Consider the following 17887-nt stretch of genomic DNA (forward strand, 5'->3'; position numbering starts at 1 on the left):
GTCCCGCTACGACGCCGCGCGTCCGGCCGACCGCGACTTAGCGTGTCCGACCGACCGCGACTTAGCGTGTCCGGTCGGCCATGGTCGCGCGCGTCCGGCCGTCAACGCGCTGCTCCACACGGACGATTCGGACACCGGGCGCCGTGAGGCCGGGGCGCCGTACCGGCCCTCGGAGACGGAACCCCTGGAACGCCTCGACGGGGGCCGTTGTCGGCTCGGCCTGTCCTGCGCCCCCACGCCTGGGGTGAAAGGCGCCCTGTGGGGCCCCTGTGGCCCTTTACGAGGGCAGCCCGAAGGGCCGCTGTCCCCCATGGGAAGAGCGGCCCTCTCGAAAAGCGTCTGGGCGACCGCGTGCGCGTCGGCTCAGAGCACGCGCACCGCACCCGTCGCCGGGTAGCCGGAGAGGTCCTGGATGACGACGCCCTTGGAGGGGTTCGCCGCGTCGAGGTACTGGCCGTCCCCGATGTACACACCCACGTGGTACGCGGAGCCCTTGGAGCCCCAGTACAGGATGTCGCCGACCTGCAGGTTGGACAGCGAGACCTCGGTGCCCTGCATCGACTGGTCCTGCGAGACCCGGGGGAGGTCCACGCCGACCTGCTTGAACGCGGCCTGCACGAGCGAGGAGCAGTCCCACGCGTTGGGGCCCGTGGCGCCGAGGACGTAGGCGTCGCCGACCTGTGCCTTGAGGAAGCCGATCACCGTGCTGACGCTGCCGGTGGCGGGCGTCGTCGTCGTGGTGGTCGCCGAGTTGGACGTGAGAGTGGTCCGCTCACTGTCCCGCGCGGCACGCTCGGCCTCGGCCTTGCGCTCGGCCTCGGCGGCGGCCTTCTTGCGGGCCTCTTCCTTCTTCGCCTTGACCAGGTCCTTCTCGGCCTGCTTGGCGGCCTGCTCGGCGGCCAGGTCACGCTCGGCCTGGAGCTGGTAGTCGGCCGCCATCGCCTGCGTGGCGTCCGCGGACTGCGCGGCCTGCGTGGCCAGGTCGGCCGTGAGGGTGGGCAGTTCGAGCGTCTGCGTCACCGGCTCCGCGGCGAAAGCCGACGTGGACGCGCCGGCCACTGCCACGGTGCTGAGAACGCCACCGGCGACTCCGGCGCGCATCGCGATCGAGGACGCGTTGCGGCGGGGTTTTCGGTGGCTGCGTATGTGAGCGGTGTGGGACATGGGTACAAGCGGTACCAGCGACTCCTCCATACCTTCAAGAAACGTGTGCTGCGCCACAGTTGTTCAACGGAGGCCGTAAATTCCCTGTGCGTCACTCTTTATTGACGCCGTAACGGGCATAGCGGACAGGGTCGAACATGCCTGTGATCATGCACTTTCGTGATTACGTCCGAATTGCCCTGCGCTTACCATCGATTGCAGCGAGTGGCCAAGGCCCGTTGATTTGATCTCGCTCCGGTGTGGCGCAGGTCACGGAACGGTCACCCGTCCATGCCGCGTCCCGCGCGGGATCACCCGCTCCCGGCGCTCGTGAATGTGTGCACGCGTCCACATCGGCCGCCGGGCCTCCCCCCGGGGTGTGAACGCGGCGCTCTATCAAGCGACCTCGTCCAGCGCCAATTTGCATGCAGCGGAACCCTCTTGATATGGAGACGACCCGCGTGACCAGCGGTGACGAGCGAAAATGTCACTTCTGGTGATCAGTCTGGCGCTTCATGTATGAAGATCAACGCTCATCCGACTTCATGATCCTTCGTCGGGTGGTGGAGATCACAAACTCGGTGCTGTACCCCGTGTCGCAGATCACAGACCGGCAGGCATAGGATGCGGGGCAGTTGGGCTTGTGACCTGCTTCACATGTTCGCGATCTTCGTCGGAACGGGCGGAGTTCGTGGGACCGGTGCGGCGGGAGAGCAGGGCCCACGCCATCCGCCAGCAGTCAGTGCCGACTGAGAGGAGCGAGGAGCGGTGAACGCCTATGCGCCCATCCTCGTACTGGGAGCCCTCGGGGCAGGCTTTGCGATCTTCTCCGTGATCATGGCCTCGCTGATCGGCCCGAAGCGCTACAACCGGGCCAAGCTCGAGGCATACGAGTGCGGGATCGAGCCCACCCCCACGCCGGCCGGCGGAGGGCGTTTTCCCATCAAGTACTACCTGACGGCGATGCTCTTCATCGTCTTCGACATCGAGATCGTCTTCCTCTACCCCTGGGCCGTCACCTTCGACGCCCTGGGTGTTTTCGGGCTCGTGGAGATGCTGCTCTTCGTGCTCACCGTCTTCGTGGCCTACGCGTACGTCTGGCGCCGCGGCGGCCTGGAATGGGACTGAGGGGCCTTTAAGACCATGGGACTCGAAGAAAAACTGCCGAGCGGTTTCCTGCTGACCACCGTCGAGCAGGCCGCGGGCTGGGTACGCAAGGCGTCCGTCTTCCCCGCCACCTTCGGCCTCGCCTGCTGCGCCATCGAGATGATGACCACGGGCGCGGGGCGCTACGACCTGGCGCGCTTCGGCATGGAGGTCTTCCGCGGCTCGCCGCGCCAGGCCGACCTGATGATCGTGGCCGGCCGGGTCAGCCAGAAGATGGCACCGGTGCTGCGGCAGGTCTACGACCAGATGCCGAATCCCAAGTGGGTGATCTCCATGGGGGTCTGCGCGTCGTCGGGCGGCATGTTCAACAACTACGCGATCGTCCAGGGCGTCGACCACATCGTCCCCGTCGACATCTATCTGCCGGGCTGCCCGCCACGGCCCGAGATGCTGATGGACGCGATCCTCAAGCTCCACCAGAAGATCCAGACGTCCAAGCTCGGCGTGAACGCCGAGGAAGCGGCCCGCGAGGCGGAGGAAGCGGCACTCAAGGCGCTCCCCACCATCGAGATGAAGGGGCTGCTGCGATGAGTGACGCGAACAACGGGGTCAACCCCGAGAAGGACCTCGCCGCCTCCAACCTCCCCGGCCAGCGCGGCGAGGGCGGTGAGGAGATCCGCGTCCAGCGCGGCATGTTCGGCGCGAACAACGGCGGCGACACCTCCGGCTACGGCGGCCTGGTCCGCTCCATCCGGCTCCCCGGCGCGGCCGGCCGCCCCTACGGCGGCTGGTTCGACGAGGTCGCCGACGAACTGGAGGGCGCCCTGGAGGAACAGGGCCTCGTCCCCGAGAACGTGATCGACAAGACCGTCGTCGACCGGGGCGAGATCACCTTCCACATCGAACGCGAACACCTGCCGCGCGTCGCCCGCACCCTCCGCGACGACCCGGCCCTCCGCTTCGAACTGTGCACCGGCGTCTCGGGCATCCACTACCCCGGCGACAAGGGCCGCGAGCTGCACGCCGTCTACCACCTGCGCTCGATCACCCACAACCGGCTGATCCGCCTGGAGGTCTCCGCCCCCGACGCCGACCCGCACATCCCGTCGCTCGTCCCCGTCTATCCCACCAACGACTGGCACGAGCGCGAGACGTACGACTTCTTCGGCATCGTCTTCGACGGCCACCCCGCGCTGACGCGGATCATGATGCCGGACGACTGGCAGGGCTTCCCGCAGCGCAAGGACTACCCCCTCGGCGGCATCCCCGTCGAGTACAAGGGCGCCCAGATCCCGGCTCCGGACCAGCGGAGGTCGTACTCATGAGCACGCAACACGCATCCGCCGAGTCCGCCGCCTCGGCGCGCGAGACCACCGAAGGCACCGTCTACACGGTCACCGGCGGCGACTGGGACGAGGTCGCCGAGACCGCCGCCCGGTCGGACGACGAGCGCATCATCGTCAACATGGGCCCCCAGCACCCGTCCACGCACGGTGTGCTCCGGCTCATCCTGGAGATCGACGGCGAGACCGTCACCGAGGCCCGCTGCGGCATCGGCTACCTCCACACCGGCATCGAGAAGAACCTCGAGTACCGCACGTGGACGCAGGGCACCACGTTCGTGACGCGCATGGACTACCTGACGCCGTTCTTCAACGAGACGGCGTACTGCCTCGCCGTGGAGAAGCTCCTCGGCATCGAGGACGAGATCCCGGACCGCGCCACGATCATCCGCGTGCTCCTCATGGAGCTGAACCGGCTCTCCTCCCACCTGGTGTGCATCGCCACCGGCGGCATGGAGCTGGGCGCCACCACGATCATGATCTACGGCTTCCGTGATCGTGAACTCATTCTCGACATCTACGAGCTGATCACCGGCCTGCGCATGAACCACGCGTACATCCGGCCCGGCGGACTCGCCCAGGACCTGCCGCCCGGCGCGGTGGACCAGATCCGCGAGTTCGTGAAGAAGATGCAGAAGAACCTTCCCGAGTACGACAAGCTCGCCACCGGGAACCCCATCTTCAAGGCCCGTATGCAGGACGTCGGCTACCTCGACCTGTCCGGCTGCATGGCCCTCGGCGCCACCGGCCCGATCCTGCGCTCCGCCGGCCTCCCGCACGACCTGCGCAAGGCACAGCCGTACTGCGGCTACGAGACGTACGACTTCGACGTCCCGACCGCCGACACCTGCGACTCCTACGGCCGCTTCCTCATCCGCCTGGAGGAGATGCGCCAGTCCCTGCGGATCGTCGAGCAGTGCCTGGACCGGCTGCAGCCCGGCCCGGTCATGGTCGGCGACAAGAAGATCGCCTGGCCCGCCCAGCTCGCCCTGGGACCGGACGGACTCGGCAACTCCCTGGACCACATCAAGAAGATCATGGGCACCTCCATGGAGGCCCTGATCCACCACTTCAAGCTGGTGACCGAGGGCTTCCGCGTCCCGCCGGGACAGACGTACGTGGCCGTCGAGTCGCCCAAGGGCGAACTCGGGGTGCACGCCGTGTCCGACGGAGGCACCCGCCCCTTCCGGGTCCACTTCCGCGACCCGTCCTTCACCAACCTGCAGGCCATGGCGGCGATGTGCGAGGGCGGCCAGGTCGCCGACGTCATCGTCGCCGTCGCGTCCATCGACCCCGTGATGGGAGGCGTCGACCGGTGACCACCACCCCCGAGGGCGTCAGCCTGGGCATGCCCCAACTGCCCGCGCCCGACTACCCGGACGACGTTCGGGCCCGGCTGGAGCGGGACGCGGCGGACGTGATCGCCCGCTACCCGGACTCCCGGTCCGCCCTCCTGCCGTTGCTGCATCTCATGCAGTCGGAGGAGGGCCATGTCACCCGCACCGGCATGCGGTTCTGTGCCGAGGTGCTCGGTCTGACCACCGCCGAGGTCACCGCGGTCGCCACCTTCTACTCCATGTACCGGCGCAAGCCCTCCGGCGACTACCAGGTGGGCGTCTGCACCAACACCCTGTGCGCGGTGATGGGCGGCGACGCGATCTTCGAGGCGCTGCAGGACCACCTCGGCGTCGGCAACGGCGAGACCACCGGCGACGGCAAGGTCACGCTGGAGCACATCGAGTGCAACGCGGCCTGCGACTTCGCGCCGGTCGTGATGGTCAACTGGGAGTTCTTCGACAACCAGACCGTCGACAGCGCCAAGGCCCTCGTCGACGACCTGCGCGCGGGGACCGAGGTCGAGCCCACGCGCGGGGCGCCGCTGTGCACCTTCAAGGAGACCGCGCGGATCCTCGCCGGCTTCCCCGACGAGCGGCCCGGGGCCGTCGAGGCGAGCGGCGGCGCGGGACCCGCCTCGCTGGTCGGCCTCCGCCTGGCCAGGGGAGAGGCCGGACCCGCCCGCGTGGTCCACCCGCGGGACGGCGGCCCGCACGACGAGCCGCGCGACACGGTGCACGAGCCGTCACCCACCGAGCACCTCAGCTCGCACGACGCGCCGCAGGACACGTCGGCCTCGGACCCGGCCCACCCGGCGGGGCCTGCAGCCGAGGAGGGGGAGTGATGACGTTGGCACCCGAGATCAAGGGCACCAGCCCGGAGAAACTGCTCGCACCCGTGCTGTCGGCCTTCTGGGACGAGGACCGGGCATGGTCGCTCGACGTCTACCGAAGGCACGACGGGTACGAGGGGCTGCGCAAGGCGCTGGCCATGTCACCCGACGACGTCATCGCGTACGTCAAGGAGTCCGGGCTGCGCGGCCGTGGCGGCGCGGGATTCCCGACCGGAATGAAATGGCAGTTCATTCCCCAGGGCGACGGAAAACCACACTATCTAGTTGTCAACGCCGACGAATCGGAACCCGGAACGTGCAAGGACATTCCGCTCCTCTTCGCGAACCCGCACAGCCTCATCGAGGGCATCGTCATCGCCTGTCATGCCATCAGGTCTTCGCATGCCTTCATCTATCTGCGTGGTGAGGTCGTTCCCGTCCTGCGGCGGTTGCACGAGGCCGTACGTGAGGCCTACGAGGCCGGCTTCCTCGGCGAGAACATCCTGGGCAGCGGACTCGACCTCGAACTCACCGTGCACGCGGGCGCGGGCGCGTACATCTGCGGTGAGGAGACCGCACTGCTCGACTCGCTCGAAGGCCGCCGTGGTCAACCGCGGCTCCGTCCCCCCTTCCCTGCTGTCGAGGGCCTCTACGCGTGCCCGACTGTCGTGAACAACGTCGAGTCGATCGCGTCGGTTCCCGCGATCATGCACAGGGGCAAGGAATGGTTCAGGTCGATGGGCAGCGAGAAGTCTCCCGGCTTCACGCTCTACTCGCTCAGCGGCCATGTCACCAGCCCCGGCCAGTACGAGGCGCCGCTCGGCATCACGCTCCGCCAGCTGCTGGAGATGAGCGGCGGAATGCGACCCGGGCATCGCCTCAAGTTCTGGACGCCGGGCGGCTCCTCGACCCCGATGTTCACCGACGAGCACCTCGACGTCCCTCTTGACTACGAAGGAGTGGGCGCCGCGGGTTCCATGCTCGGCACGAAAGCACTCCAGTGCTTCGACGAGACCACCTGCGTCGTCCGTGCCGTCACCCGCTGGACCGAGTTCTACGCCCACGAGTCCTGCGGCAAGTGCACCCCCTGCCGTGAAGGCACCTACTGGCTGGTGCAGTTGCTGCGCGACATCGAGGCCGGCAAGGGCGTCATGAGCGACCTCGACAAGCTGAACGACATCGCCGACAACATCAACGGCAAGTCCTTCTGCGCCCTCGGCGACGGCGCCGCCTCGCCGATCTTCTCCTCCCTCAAGTACTTCCGCGCGGAGTACGAGGACCACATCACGGGCCGGGGCTGCCCCTTCGACCCGGCCAAGTCGACCGCCTGGGCCGACAAGGACAAGCACGCGGAGGTGAACGCATGACCGTGACCACCAGTGCTCCCTCCGGGGGCGGGGAGGCGGCGGTCCCGCCGGAAGATCTCGTCTCGCTGACCATCGACGGCGTCGACATCAGCGTGCCCAAGGGCACCCTGGTCATCCGGGCCGCCGAACAACTCGGCGTCGAGATCCCCCGCTTCTGCGACCACCCCCTCCTCGACCCGGTCGGCGCCTGCCGCCAGTGCATCGTCGAGGTCGAGGGCCAGCGCAAGCCCATGGCGTCCTGCACGATCACCTGCACGGACGGGATGGTCGTCAAGACCCACCTCACCTCCCCGGTCGCGGAGAAGGCCCAGAAGGGTGTGATGGAGCTCCTGCTCATCAACCACCCGCTGGACTGCCCCGTCTGCGACAAGGGCGGCGAGTGCCCCCTGCAGAACCAGGCCATGTCGCACGGCCACTCCGACTCCCGCTTCGAGGGCAGGAAGCGGACGTACGAGAAGCCCGTGGCGATCTCCACGCAGGTGCTCCTCGACCGTGAGCGGTGCGTGCTGTGCGCCCGCTGCACCCGGTTCTCCAACCAGGTCGCGGGCGACCCGATGATCGAGCTGCTCGAGCGGGGCGCGCTCCAGCAGGTCGGCACCGGTGAGGGCGACCCCTTCGAGTCGTACTTCTCCGGCAACACCATCCAGATCTGCCCGGTGGGCGCGCTGACCTCGGCGGCGTACCGATTCCGCTCCCGCCCCTTCGACCTCGTCTCCTCGCCGTCCGTCTGCGAGCACTGCTCCGGCGGCTGCGCGACCCGCACCGACCACCGGCGCGGCAAGGTCATGCGCCGGCTCGCGGCCAACGACCCCGAGGTCAACGAGGAGTGGATCTGCGACAAGGGGCGGTTCGGGTTCCGGTACGCGCAGCGCCCGGACCGGCTGACCACCCCCCTCGTCCGCAACGCGGAGGGCGTCCTGGAACCCGCGTCCTGGCCGGAGGCCCTGGATGCCGCCGCCCGGGGGCTCCTCGCCGTCCGCGGCCGGGCAGGTGTCCTGACCGGCGGCCGGCTCACCGTCGAGGACGCCTACGCGTACAGCAAGTTCGCGCGCGTGGCCCTCGACAGCAACGACATCGACTTCCGCGCGCGCGTGCACAGCGGCGAGGAGGCCGACTTCCTGGCGGCCCGGGTCGCCGGACGCGGCCGCGACCTCGACGGTACGGGCGTCACGTACGCCTCCCTGGAGAAGGCGCCCGCGGTCCTGCTGGTCGGGTTCGAGGCCGAGGAGGAGGCGCCCGGCGTCTTCCTCCGGCTGCGCAAGGCCTGGCGTAAGCACAAGCAGCAGGTCTTCTCGCTGGCCACCCACGCCACCCGGGGCCTGGCGAAGGCCGGCGGCACGCTGCTGCCGGCCGCGCCCGGCACCGAGACCGAGTGGCTGGACGCCCTCGCGAGCGGCTTCGGCCTGGACGACGACGGCACCAAGGCCGCCGAGGCGCTGCGTACCGAGGGCGCCGTGATCGTCGTCGGGGAGCGGTTCGCGGCCGTGGCGGGCGGACTCACCGCCGCCGTCCGGGCCGCGTCCCTGACCGGCGCCAAGCTGGTGTGGATCCCGCGCCGGGCCGGGGAGCGCGCCGCCGTCGAGGCGGGCGCGCTGCCGTCGGTGCTGCCGGGCGGCCGTCCGGCGACCGACCCGCGCGCGCGGGAGGAGGTCGCCGCCGCCTGGGGCGTCGCCGAACTCCCCTCGCGATACGGCCGGGACACCGGGCAGATCGTCGAGGCCGCCGCCACCGGAGAGCTCGGGGCCCTGGTGGTGGCGGGTGTGGAACTCGCCGATCTGCCCGATCCGGCACGCGCGCGTGAGGCACTGTCCGCGGTGGGCTTCCTGGTGTCGCTGGAACTGCGGCCCAGCGAGGTCACCGAACGGGCGGACGTCGTCCTTCCGGTCGCCGCCGTCGCCGAGAAGGCGGGCACCTTCGTCAACTGGGAGGGCCGTGTGCGGATGTTCGAGGCCGCGCTGAAGCCCGACCAGATGACCCGCCCGGTGGCCCCCACCGACGGGCGGGTCCTCCAGATGCTGGCCGACGCCATGGACGTCCACCTGGGGCTGCCCGATCTGCGCACCACGCGCGCGGAGCTGGACCGCCTCGGGGCGTGGGACGGGGCGAGGGCCCATGAGCCGGTGGAGGTCGCGGCCGGACTGCCGCGCCCGGCCGCCGGGGAGGCCGTACTGGCCGGGCACCGACTCCTGCTCGACCAGGGCCGCCTCCAGGACGGCGACGACGCGCTCGCCGGGACGCGGCACGCCGCACGCGCGCGCGTGTCCGCCGCCACGGCCGCCGAGGCGGGCGTCAAGAACGGCGACGTCCTCGCGGTCAGCGGCCCCGCCGGTGTCGTCGAACTGCCGCTGCAGATCACCGAGATGCCCGACCGTGTCGTCTGGCTGCCGCTGAACTCCACCGGCTCGGGCGTCGCCTCCGACACGGGGGCGCTGCCCGGCGCACTCGTCCGTATCGGCCCCGCGACGCTCGCCGCCGAGGCCCCCGAGGAGGTGGAGGCATGAGCTTGTACCTCGCCGCTGAAGACCTCTCGATGTTCGGCCGCGACCCCTGGTGGCTGGTCGTCGTCAAGGCGGTGTTCTGCTTCGCCTTCCTGATGATCACCGTGCTGTTCTCCATCGTGTGGGAACGCAAGGTCGTCGCCTGGATGCAGCTGCGCATCGGCCCCAACCGGCACGGCCCCTGGGGCATGCTCCAGTCGCTCGCCGACGGCGTCAAACTGATGCTCAAGGAAGACGTCATCGTCAAACGCGCGGACACGGTCGTCTACGTCCTCGCACCGATCGTCGCGGCCATCCCGGCCTTCATGGCGATCGCGGTGATCCCCTTCGGCCCGGCCGGCAACGAGATCTCGATCTTCGGCCAGCGCACCACGATGCAGCTCACCGACCTGCCGATCGCGATGCTCTACATCCTCGCGGTCGCCTCGGTCGGCATCTACGGCATCGTGCTGGCGGGCTGGAGTTCCGGATCCACCTACCCGCTGCTCGGCGGCCTCCGCTCCGCGGCGCAGATGATCTCCTACGAGATCGCCATGGGCGCCGCGTTCGCCTCGGTCTTCCTCTACTCCGGGTCGATGTCGACGTCGGCGATCGTGGAGGCACAGCAGGACCGCTGGTACATCGTGCTGCTGCCGGTCTCGTTCGTGATCTACATCGTGACCATGGTCGGCGAGACCAACCGCGCCCCGTTCGACATGCCGGAGTCCGAGGGCGACCTGGTCGGCGGCTTCAACACCGAGTACTCGTCGATCAAGTTCGCGCTGTTCATGCTCGCCGAGTACGTCAACATGGTGACCGTCTCCGCCGTGTCGGTGACGCTCTTCCTCGGCGGCTGGCGGGCCCCCTATCCCATCAGCACCTTCTGGGAGGGCGCCAACCACGGCTGGTGGCCGATGCTCTGGTTCGTGGTGAAGGTGCAGCTGCTGCTGTTCTTCTTCATCTGGCTGCGCGGCACCCTCCCGCGCGTCCGCTACGACCAGCTGATGAAGCTCGGCTGGAAGGTCCTCCTCCCGGTCTCCGTGGTCTGGCTGATGCTCGTCGCGACCGTACGGACCCTCAGGAACGAGAACTACGACTTCGCCGAGATCGCCCTGTACGTCGCCGGCGCCGTCATCGTCCTCTTCCTGCTCTCCGTCGTCGCGGACATGTTCCGCGACCGGCGCGAGGCACAGGACCAGCCCGCCGAACCGGCCGGCTTCGACCCGATGGCCGGCGGATTCCCCGTGCCGCCCCTGCCCGGACAGACCCTCCCACCGGTGCCGCGCAGGCGTCCGCGGCGGGAGCGGGAGCTGGTTGTCAGTGGTGGGTCCGATACTGACAGTGACGGATCTTCGAATGGGAAGGAGGCGTCCGATGGCTGAGGAGCCGAAGGAGACCAAGCCCGGTTTCCAGAACCCCGTCGCCGGCTTCGGCGTGACCTTCAAGGCCATGTTCAAGAAGCGGCTGACCGAGCAGTATCCCGAGCAGCCCAAGACCACGGCCCCACGGTTCCACGGCCGGCACCAGCTCAACCGCCATCCGGACGGCCTGGAGAAGTGCGTCGGCTGCGAGCTGTGCGCCTGGGCGTGTCCCGCCGACGCCATCTACGTGGAGGGCGCCGACAACACGGACGAGGAGCGCTACTCGCCGGGCGAGCGGTACGGCGCCGTCTACCAGATCAACTACGCCCGCTGCATCCTGTGCGGCCTGTGCATCGAGGCGTGCCCCACGCGCGCGCTCACGATGACCAACGAGTTCGAGCTGGCGGACAGCAGCCGCGCCAACCTCATCTACACCAAGGAGCAGCTGCTCGCCGGGCTGGAGGAGGGCATGGTCGACTCGCCCCACTCGATCTTCCCGGGCACCGACGAGCAGGACTACTACCGGGGGCTGGTAACCGAGGCCGCGCCCGGCACGGTGCGCCAGGTCGCCGTCTCCAAGGGCGAGAAGCCGCAGGACGAGGAGGTGGACGCGTGAGCGCGCAACTCGCCGCCGCAGCCACTCTTTCCGCCGGCACCTCCACCGGTGAGGCCTTCCAGTTCTGGGTGCTCGGCACGATCGCCGTGATCGGCGCCCTGTGCACCGTCTTCATGAAGAGAGCCGTGCACAGCGCGCTCTGCCTCGCCGCCACCATGATCATCCTGGCGGTGTTCTACCTCGCCAACGGCGCCTACTTCCTGGGCGTCGTGCAGATCGTCGTCTACACCGGCGCGATCATGATGCTGTTCCTGTTCGTGGTGATGCTCGTCGGCGTCACCGCGGCGGACTCCCTGAAGGAGACCATCAAGGGCCAGCGCTGGATGGCCCTCCTGTGCGGCCTGGGCTTCGGCATCCTGCTGACCGTGGGCATCGGCAACGCCTCACTGACGGAGTTCAACGGCCTCGGCACGGCGAACGCGGGCGGCAACGTGGAGGGCCTCGCGGCCCTGATCTTCACCGACTACGTGTTCGCCTTCGAGCTCACCGGCGCCCTCCTCATCACGGCCGCCGTCGGCGCCATGGTCCTCACCCACCGCGAGCGCACCGAGCGCGCCAAGACCCAGCGCGAGCTGGCCGAAGAGCGCGTACGCGAGGGCAAGCACCTCCCGCCGCTGCCGGCCCCCGGCGTCTACGCCCGGCACAACGCGGTCGACATCCCGGGCCTGCTGCCCGACGGCACCCCGTCCGATCTGACCGTCAGCAAGACCCTGCGGGACCGGGGCCAGGTCCGCGACGTGTCGAGCGAGGCGCTCAACGATCTGAAGGCCCTGGAGCAGCGCGCCGAGGACCGCCTGGAGCGCACCAACAGCGGGAACGGCGGCAACAGCGGGGAGGCATCGAAGTGAATCCCGTCAACTACCTGTATCTCGCCGCCCTGCTGTTCACGATCGGCGCCACCGGCGTCCTGATCAGGCGGAACGCGATCGTGGTGTTCATGTGCGTCGAGCTGATGCTCAACGCATGCAACCTCACCCTGGTCGCCTTCTCCCGGATGCACGGCAATCTCGACGGCCAGATCATCGCCTTCTTCACGATGGTCGTCGCCGCCGCGGAGGTCGTGGTCGGACTCGCGATCATCGTGTCGCTGTTCCGGTCCCGCCACTCGGCCTCGGTCGACGACGCCAGCCTGATGAAGCTGTAAGGGGTCGGAAGAATCGTGGAGAACCTGATTGCGCTGCTGGTCGCGGCGCCCCTGCTCGGAGCCGCCGTCCTGCTGTGCGGCGGCCGGCGCCTCGACGCCGTCGGCCACTGGATCGGCACGGCCCTCGCCGCCGCCTCCTTCGTCATCGGTGTCGTCCTCTTCGCCGACATGCTCGGCAAGGACGCCGAACACCGTGAGATCGGCCAGTACCTGTTCAGCTGGATCCCCGTCGAGGGCTTCCAGGCGGACGTCGCCTTCCAGCTCGACCAGCTGTCGATGACGTTCGTCCTGCTGATCACCGGAGTCGGCTCGCTCATCCACGTGTACTCCATCGGGTACATGGAGAACGACGAGCGCCGACGCCGCTTCTTCGGCTATCTGAACCTGTTCCTCGCGGCGATGCTGCTGCTCGTCCTCGCCGACAACTACCTGCTGCTGTACGTCGGCTGGGAGGGCGTCGGCCTCGCCTCGTACCTGCTGATCGGCTTCTGGCAGCACAAGCCCAGCGCCGCCACCGCCGCGAAGAAGGCCTTCCTGGTCAACCGCGTCGGCGACATGGGCCTGTCCATCGCCATCATGCTGATGTTCACCACCTTCGGGACCTTCGCCTTCGGGCCGGTCCTGGAGGCCACCGGTGAGACGAGCGAGGGCACGCTCACCGCCATCGCGCTGATGCTGCTGCTCGCGGCCTGCGGCAAGTCCGCCCAGGTGCCGCTGCAGTCCTGGCTCGGGGACGCGATGGAGGGCCCGACCCCGGTCTCGGCCCTCATCCACGCCGCGACCATGGTCACCGCCGGCGTCTACCTGATCGTCCGCTCCGCCGACATCTTCAACGCCTCGCCGGACGCCCAGCTCGTCACCACCGTGGTCGGCGCGGTCACGCTCCTCTTCGGTGCGATCGTCGGTTGCGCGAAGGACGACATCAAGAAGGCCCTCGCCGGCTCCACGATGTCGCAGATCGGCTACATGGTGCTCGCCGCGGGCCTCGGCCCCATCGGCTACGTCTTCGCGATCATGCACCTGGTCACGCACGGCTTCTTCAAGGCCGGCCTGTTCCTCGGCGCCGGCTCGGTCATGCACGGCATGAACGACGAGGTCGACATGCGCAAGTACGGCGGCCTGCGGACGTACATGCCGATCACCTTCGTCACCTTCGGCCTCGGCTACCTCGCGATCATCGGCTTCCCCGGTCTGTCCGGCTTCTTCTCCAAGGACAAGATCATCGAGGCGGCCTTCGCCAAGGGCGGCACCGAGGGCTGGATCCTCGGCGGCGTGGCCCTGCTGGGCGCGGCGATCACCGCGTTCTACATGACGCGCGTGATGCTGATGACGTTCTTCGGCGAGAAGCGCTGGCAGCCCGACGAGCACGGCCACGAGCCGCACCCGCACGAGTCGCCCAGGGTCATGACGATCCCCATGATCGTGCTGGCCGTCGGATCGGTCTTCGGCGGCGCGTACTTCAGCATCGGCGACCGGTTCCTCCACTGGCTGGAGCCCGTCACCGGCCACAAGCACGGCAACCCGCCGATCAGCGCCCTGACGGTGACGATCTCCACGGTCGCCGTGATGGTCATCGGCGTCGGCCTCGCCTGGCTCCAGTACGGGCGGGGGCCCGTCCCCGTCGTCGCCCCGCGCGGATCGCTGCTCACCCGGGCCGCCCGGCGCGACCTCCTCCAGGACGACTTCAACCACGTCGTCCTCGTACGCGGCGGAGAGCACCTCACACGCTCCCTCGTCTACGTCGACCACACCCTGGTCGACGGCGTCGTCAACGGCACGGCGGCCTCGATGGGCGGCCTCTCCGGGCGGCTGCGCCGGATCCAGAACGGCTATGCCCGGTCGTACGCGGTCTCGATGTTCGGCGGTGCTGCGATCCTCATCGCCGCGACCCTGCTGATGAGGGCGGTCTGATACCGATGTCCTTTCCTCTGCTGACAGCGACGGCGGCGCTCCCGGCCCTCGGGGCGATCGCCACGGCCGCCGTACCGGCCGCGCGGCGATCCGCCGCGAAATGGCTGGCGCTGATCGTCTCGCTGGCCACGCTCGTGCTCGCCGCGATCGTCCTGGTCCGCTTCGACCCGGGCGGCGACCGCTACCAGCTCACCGAGTCCCACGCCTGGATCGCGGACTTCGGGGTGCGGTACCAACTGGGCGTGGACGGCATCGCGGTGGCGCTCATCGCGCTCACCGCCCTGCTGATCCCGTTCATCATCCTCGCGGGCTGGCACGACGCCGACCCGCTGGAGACCGGAAGCAAGCGGTGGCGGCCCACTCAGGGCTTCTTCGCCCTGATCCTGGCCGTCGAGGCGATGGTGATCATCTCCTTCGAGGCCACCGACGTCTTCCTCTTCTACATCTTCTTCGAAGCCATGCTCATCCCGATGTACTTCCTCATCGGCGGCTTCGGGGACCGTGCCCACCAGCACGGCGAGGAGACGGCGGCGACGCAACGCTCGTACGCCGCCGTGAAGTTCCTCCTCTACAACCTGGTCGGCGGCCTGATCATGCTGGCCGCGGTGATCGGCCTGTACGTGGTCGCCGGGAACTTCTCGCTCCCGGAGATCGCCGAGGCCCGCGCCAACGGCTCGCTGGAGATGGCGACCAGCACCGAGCGATGGCTGTTCCTGGGCTTCTTCTTCGCCTTCGCGGTGAAGGCACCCCTGTGGCCGCTGCACACCTGGCTGCCCAACGCCATGCAGGAGTCCACCGCCCCGGTCGCCGTCCTCATCACGGCGGTCGTCGACAAGGTCGGCACCTTCGCGATGCTCCGCTTCTGCCTCGGGCTGTTCCCCGAGGCCAGTGAGTGGGCCACACCCGTGATCCTCGTCCTGGCGCTCATCAGCATCATCTACGGGGCGCTGCTCGCGGTCGGCCAGCGGGACATCAAGCGGCTGGTGGCGTACGCGTCGATCTCGCACTTCGGGTTCATCATCCTGGGCATCTTCGCGATGACCAGCCAGGGCCAGTCCGGCGCGACGCTCTACATGGTCAACCACGGCATCTCGACCGCCGCCCTGATGCTGGTCGCCGGCTTCCTGATCTCCCGGCGCGGGTCGCGGCTCATCGCCGACTACGGCGGGGTGCAGAAGGTCGCGCCGGTGCTCGCCGGCACGTTCCTGATCGGCGGCCTGGCGACCCTGTCGCTGCCCGGACTCGCCCCGTTCGTCAGTGAGTTCCTGGTCCTGGTCGGCACGTTCGCGCGCTACCCGGTGATCGGGATCATCGCCACCGTCGGCATCGTCCTCGCCGCGCTCTACGTCCTCGTCCTCTACCAGCGGACGATGACGGGCCCGGTGAAGGCCGAGGTCGAGGGGATGCCCGACCTGAGGGTGCGGGAGCTCGTGGTGGTCGCCCCGCTGATCGTTCTGCTGATCTTCCTGGGCGTCTACCCGAAGCCGCTCACCGACATCGTCAACCCGGCGGTCGAGCACACCATGTCCGACGTCCAGAAGAAGGACCCCCAGCCCGAGGTGGAGGCGGCCAAGTGAGCGCATCAGCCGTCCACAGCCTGTGGACAACCGCGGCCGACCCGATCTCCAAGATCGACGCGCCGAAGATCGAATACGGGCAACTGTCGCCCACCCTGATCGTCATCGGGGCGGCGATCATCGGGGTGCTGGTCGAGGCCTTCGTCCCGCGCAAGTCCCGTTACTACGCCCAGGTGTTCGTCTCCGTCGTCGCCCTCACGGCATCCTTCGCCGCGGTGGTCGCCCTCGCGGCGGGCGGATACGGCACCACGAAGGCCGGTATCGCGGCCATGGGCGCCATCGCCGTGGACGGACCGGCCCTGTTCCTGCAGGGCACGATCCTCCTGGCCGGCATCCTCGGCGTCTTCACCTTCGCCGAACGGCGCCTCGACCCCGAGACACACGGCAACAAGGTCGACTCCTTCGCCGCCCAGGCCGCCTCCGTGCCCGGCAGCGACAGCGAGAAGGCCGCCGTGAAGGCCGGGTTCACCACCACCGAGGTGTTCCCGCTGCTGCTCTTCGCGATCGGCGGCATGCTGATCTTCCCGGCGGCCAACGACCTGCTGACCCTGTTCATCGCCCTGGAGGTCTTCTCCCTCCCGCTCTACCTGCTGTGCGCCGTGGCCCGCCGCAAGCGGCTCATGTCGCAGGAGGCCGCGGTCAAGTACTTCCTGCTCGGCGCCTTCGCCTCCGCCTTCACCCTCTTCGGCATCGCCCTGCTGTACGGCTACGCGGGCTCGGTGAAGTACGCGACGATCGCCCAGGTCGTCGACGGCACCATCAGCGACATCAACCCCGCCCTCGCCGACACCATGGGCAACGACGCGCTGCTGCTCATCGGCGCCGCCATGGTCGTCATGGGCCTGCTGTTCAAGGTCGGCGCGGTGCCGTTCCACATGTGGACGCCGGACGTGTACCAGGGCGCGCCCACACCGGTCACGGGCTTCATGGCGGCGGCGACCAAGGTGGCCGCCTTCGGCGCGCTGCTCAGGCTCCTGTACGTCGTCCTGCCCGGCCTGCGCTGGGACTGGCGGCCGGTCATGTGGGCCGTCGCCATCGTCACCATGCTGGGCGGCGCGATCGTCGCCATCACCCAGACCGACATCAAGCGACTGCTCGCCTACTCGTCGATCGCCCACGCCGGCTTCATCCTCGCCGGTGTCATCGCGGCCTCACCCGACGGCGTCTCGTCCGTCCTCTTCTATCTGGGCGCCTACTCGTTCGTGACGATCGGCGCGTTCGCCGTGGTGACGTTGGTGCGGGACGCGGGCGGCGAGGCCACCCATCTGTCGCAGTGGGCCGGGCTCGGGCGCAGGTCACCGCTGGTGGCGGCCGTCTTCGCGGTCTTCCTGCTGGCCTTCGCGGGCATTCCGCTGACCTCCGGGTTCGCCGGGAAGTTCGCCGTGTTCAAGGCGGCGGCGGAGGGCGGCGCGGGCGCGATCGTGGTGGTCGGTGTGATCTCCTCGGCCATCGCCGCGTTCTTCTACATCCGCGTCATCGTGCTCATGTTCTTCAGCGAGCCGCGCCCCGAGGGGCCGACCGTCGCCGTGCCGTCGCCGCTGACCATGACCGCGATCGGGGTCGGGGTCGCCGTCACGCTGGTGCTCGGCGTCGCGCCGCAGTACTTCCTGGACCTGGCGGGACAGGCGGGGGTGTTCGTGCGCTGACGCTCCGCTCGGGAGCGGTGCGTGCGCC

15 protein-coding genes are annotated in these 17887 nt (G+C 69.0%); 14 read left to right on the forward strand and 1 reads right to left on the reverse strand.

Annotated elements, in window-relative coordinates; translation table 11 throughout:
* Positions 1 to 363 precede the first annotated feature (363 nt).
* Positions 364 to 1194 carry a C40 family peptidase gene (locus tag OG272_RS29545; RefSeq protein ID WP_326579010.1) on the reverse strand — a complete coding sequence of 277 codons (831 nt, stop codon included), beginning with the start codon at positions 1192 to 1194 and terminating at the stop codon, positions 364 to 366.
* Between the two features lie 717 nt (positions 1195 to 1911).
* On the opposite strand from OG272_RS29545, the gene OG272_RS29550 reads away from it, so the two are divergent.
* Genes OG272_RS29550 through nuoN form a run of 14 tightly spaced genes read left to right on the forward strand, consistent with a single transcriptional unit; the run spans position 1912 to position 17859 of the window.
* A complete protein-coding gene (locus OG272_RS29550; protein WP_005476348.1) occupies positions 1912 to 2271 on the forward strand; it encodes an NADH-quinone oxidoreductase subunit A in 360 nt (119 codons plus the stop codon).
* A gap of 15 nt (positions 2272 to 2286) precedes the next feature.
* Complete coding sequence (locus OG272_RS29555; RefSeq protein ID WP_003998928.1) at positions 2287 to 2841, forward strand: NADH-quinone oxidoreductase subunit B family protein; 555 nt, start codon at positions 2287 to 2289, stop codon at positions 2839 to 2841.
* Positions 2838 to 3575: an NADH-quinone oxidoreductase subunit C gene (locus OG272_RS29560; protein WP_326578995.1), complete on the forward strand. Its 738-nt coding sequence runs from the start codon at positions 2838 to 2840 to the stop codon at positions 3573 to 3575. Before OG272_RS29555 ends, OG272_RS29560 begins: the two co-directional genes overlap by 4 nt.
* Positions 3572 to 4912 carry an NADH-quinone oxidoreductase subunit D gene (locus OG272_RS29565; RefSeq protein WP_326578993.1) on the forward strand — a complete coding sequence of 447 codons (1341 nt, stop codon included), beginning with the start codon at positions 3572 to 3574 and terminating at the stop codon, positions 4910 to 4912. Before OG272_RS29560 ends, OG272_RS29565 begins: the two co-directional genes overlap by 4 nt.
* A gap of 29 nt (positions 4913 to 4941) precedes the next feature.
* Positions 4942 to 5772, forward strand: coding sequence for an NADH-quinone oxidoreductase subunit NuoE (gene nuoE, locus OG272_RS29570; protein ID WP_326585668.1), 831 nt, complete (start codon positions 4942 to 4944; stop codon positions 5770 to 5772).
* The gene (nuoF, locus tag OG272_RS29575) at positions 5772 to 7127 is read left to right on the forward strand and encodes an NADH-quinone oxidoreductase subunit NuoF (RefSeq protein ID WP_326578991.1); all 1356 of its coding nucleotides are present in this window, start codon (positions 5772 to 5774) and stop codon (positions 7125 to 7127) included. Before nuoE ends, nuoF begins: the two co-directional genes overlap by 1 nt.
* Positions 7124 to 9628, forward strand: coding sequence for an NADH-quinone oxidoreductase subunit G (locus OG272_RS29580; protein WP_405895247.1), 2505 nt, complete (start codon positions 7124 to 7126; stop codon positions 9626 to 9628). The genes nuoF and OG272_RS29580 overlap by 4 nt, the downstream gene beginning before the upstream one ends.
* Positions 9625 to 10986, forward strand: coding sequence for an NADH-quinone oxidoreductase subunit NuoH (nuoH, locus tag OG272_RS29585; protein ID WP_326578987.1), 1362 nt, complete (start codon positions 9625 to 9627; stop codon positions 10984 to 10986). Before OG272_RS29580 ends, nuoH begins: the two co-directional genes overlap by 4 nt.
* Complete coding sequence (gene nuoI / locus OG272_RS29590; RefSeq protein WP_326578985.1) at positions 10979 to 11581, forward strand: NADH-quinone oxidoreductase subunit NuoI; 603 nt, start codon at positions 10979 to 10981, stop codon at positions 11579 to 11581. The genes nuoH and nuoI overlap by 8 nt, the downstream gene beginning before the upstream one ends.
* Complete coding sequence (locus OG272_RS29595; protein WP_326578983.1) at positions 11578 to 12429, forward strand: NADH-quinone oxidoreductase subunit J; 852 nt, start codon at positions 11578 to 11580, stop codon at positions 12427 to 12429. Before nuoI ends, OG272_RS29595 begins: the two co-directional genes overlap by 4 nt.
* Positions 12426 to 12725, forward strand: coding sequence for an NADH-quinone oxidoreductase subunit NuoK (nuoK, locus tag OG272_RS29600; RefSeq protein ID WP_005481399.1), 300 nt, complete (start codon positions 12426 to 12428; stop codon positions 12723 to 12725). Before OG272_RS29595 ends, nuoK begins: the two co-directional genes overlap by 4 nt.
* Before the next feature lie 15 nt (positions 12726 to 12740).
* Positions 12741 to 14636, forward strand: a complete 1896-nt coding sequence (gene nuoL, locus OG272_RS29605) for an NADH-quinone oxidoreductase subunit L (RefSeq protein ID WP_327728226.1) — start codon at positions 12741 to 12743, stop codon at positions 14634 to 14636.
* 5 nt (positions 14637 to 14641) lie between these two features.
* Positions 14642 to 16213, forward strand: a complete 1572-nt coding sequence (locus OG272_RS29610) for an NADH-quinone oxidoreductase subunit M (protein WP_327728225.1) — start codon at positions 14642 to 14644, stop codon at positions 16211 to 16213.
* Positions 16210 to 17859, forward strand: coding sequence for an NADH-quinone oxidoreductase subunit NuoN (gene nuoN, locus OG272_RS29615; RefSeq protein ID WP_327728224.1), 1650 nt, complete (start codon positions 16210 to 16212; stop codon positions 17857 to 17859). The genes OG272_RS29610 and nuoN overlap by 4 nt, the downstream gene beginning before the upstream one ends.
* Positions 17860 to 17887 lie beyond the last annotated feature (28 nt).

The organism is Streptomyces sp. NBC_00104, assembly GCF_045160825.1.
GTDB lineage: Bacteria > Actinomycetota > Actinomycetes > Streptomycetales > Streptomycetaceae > Streptomyces.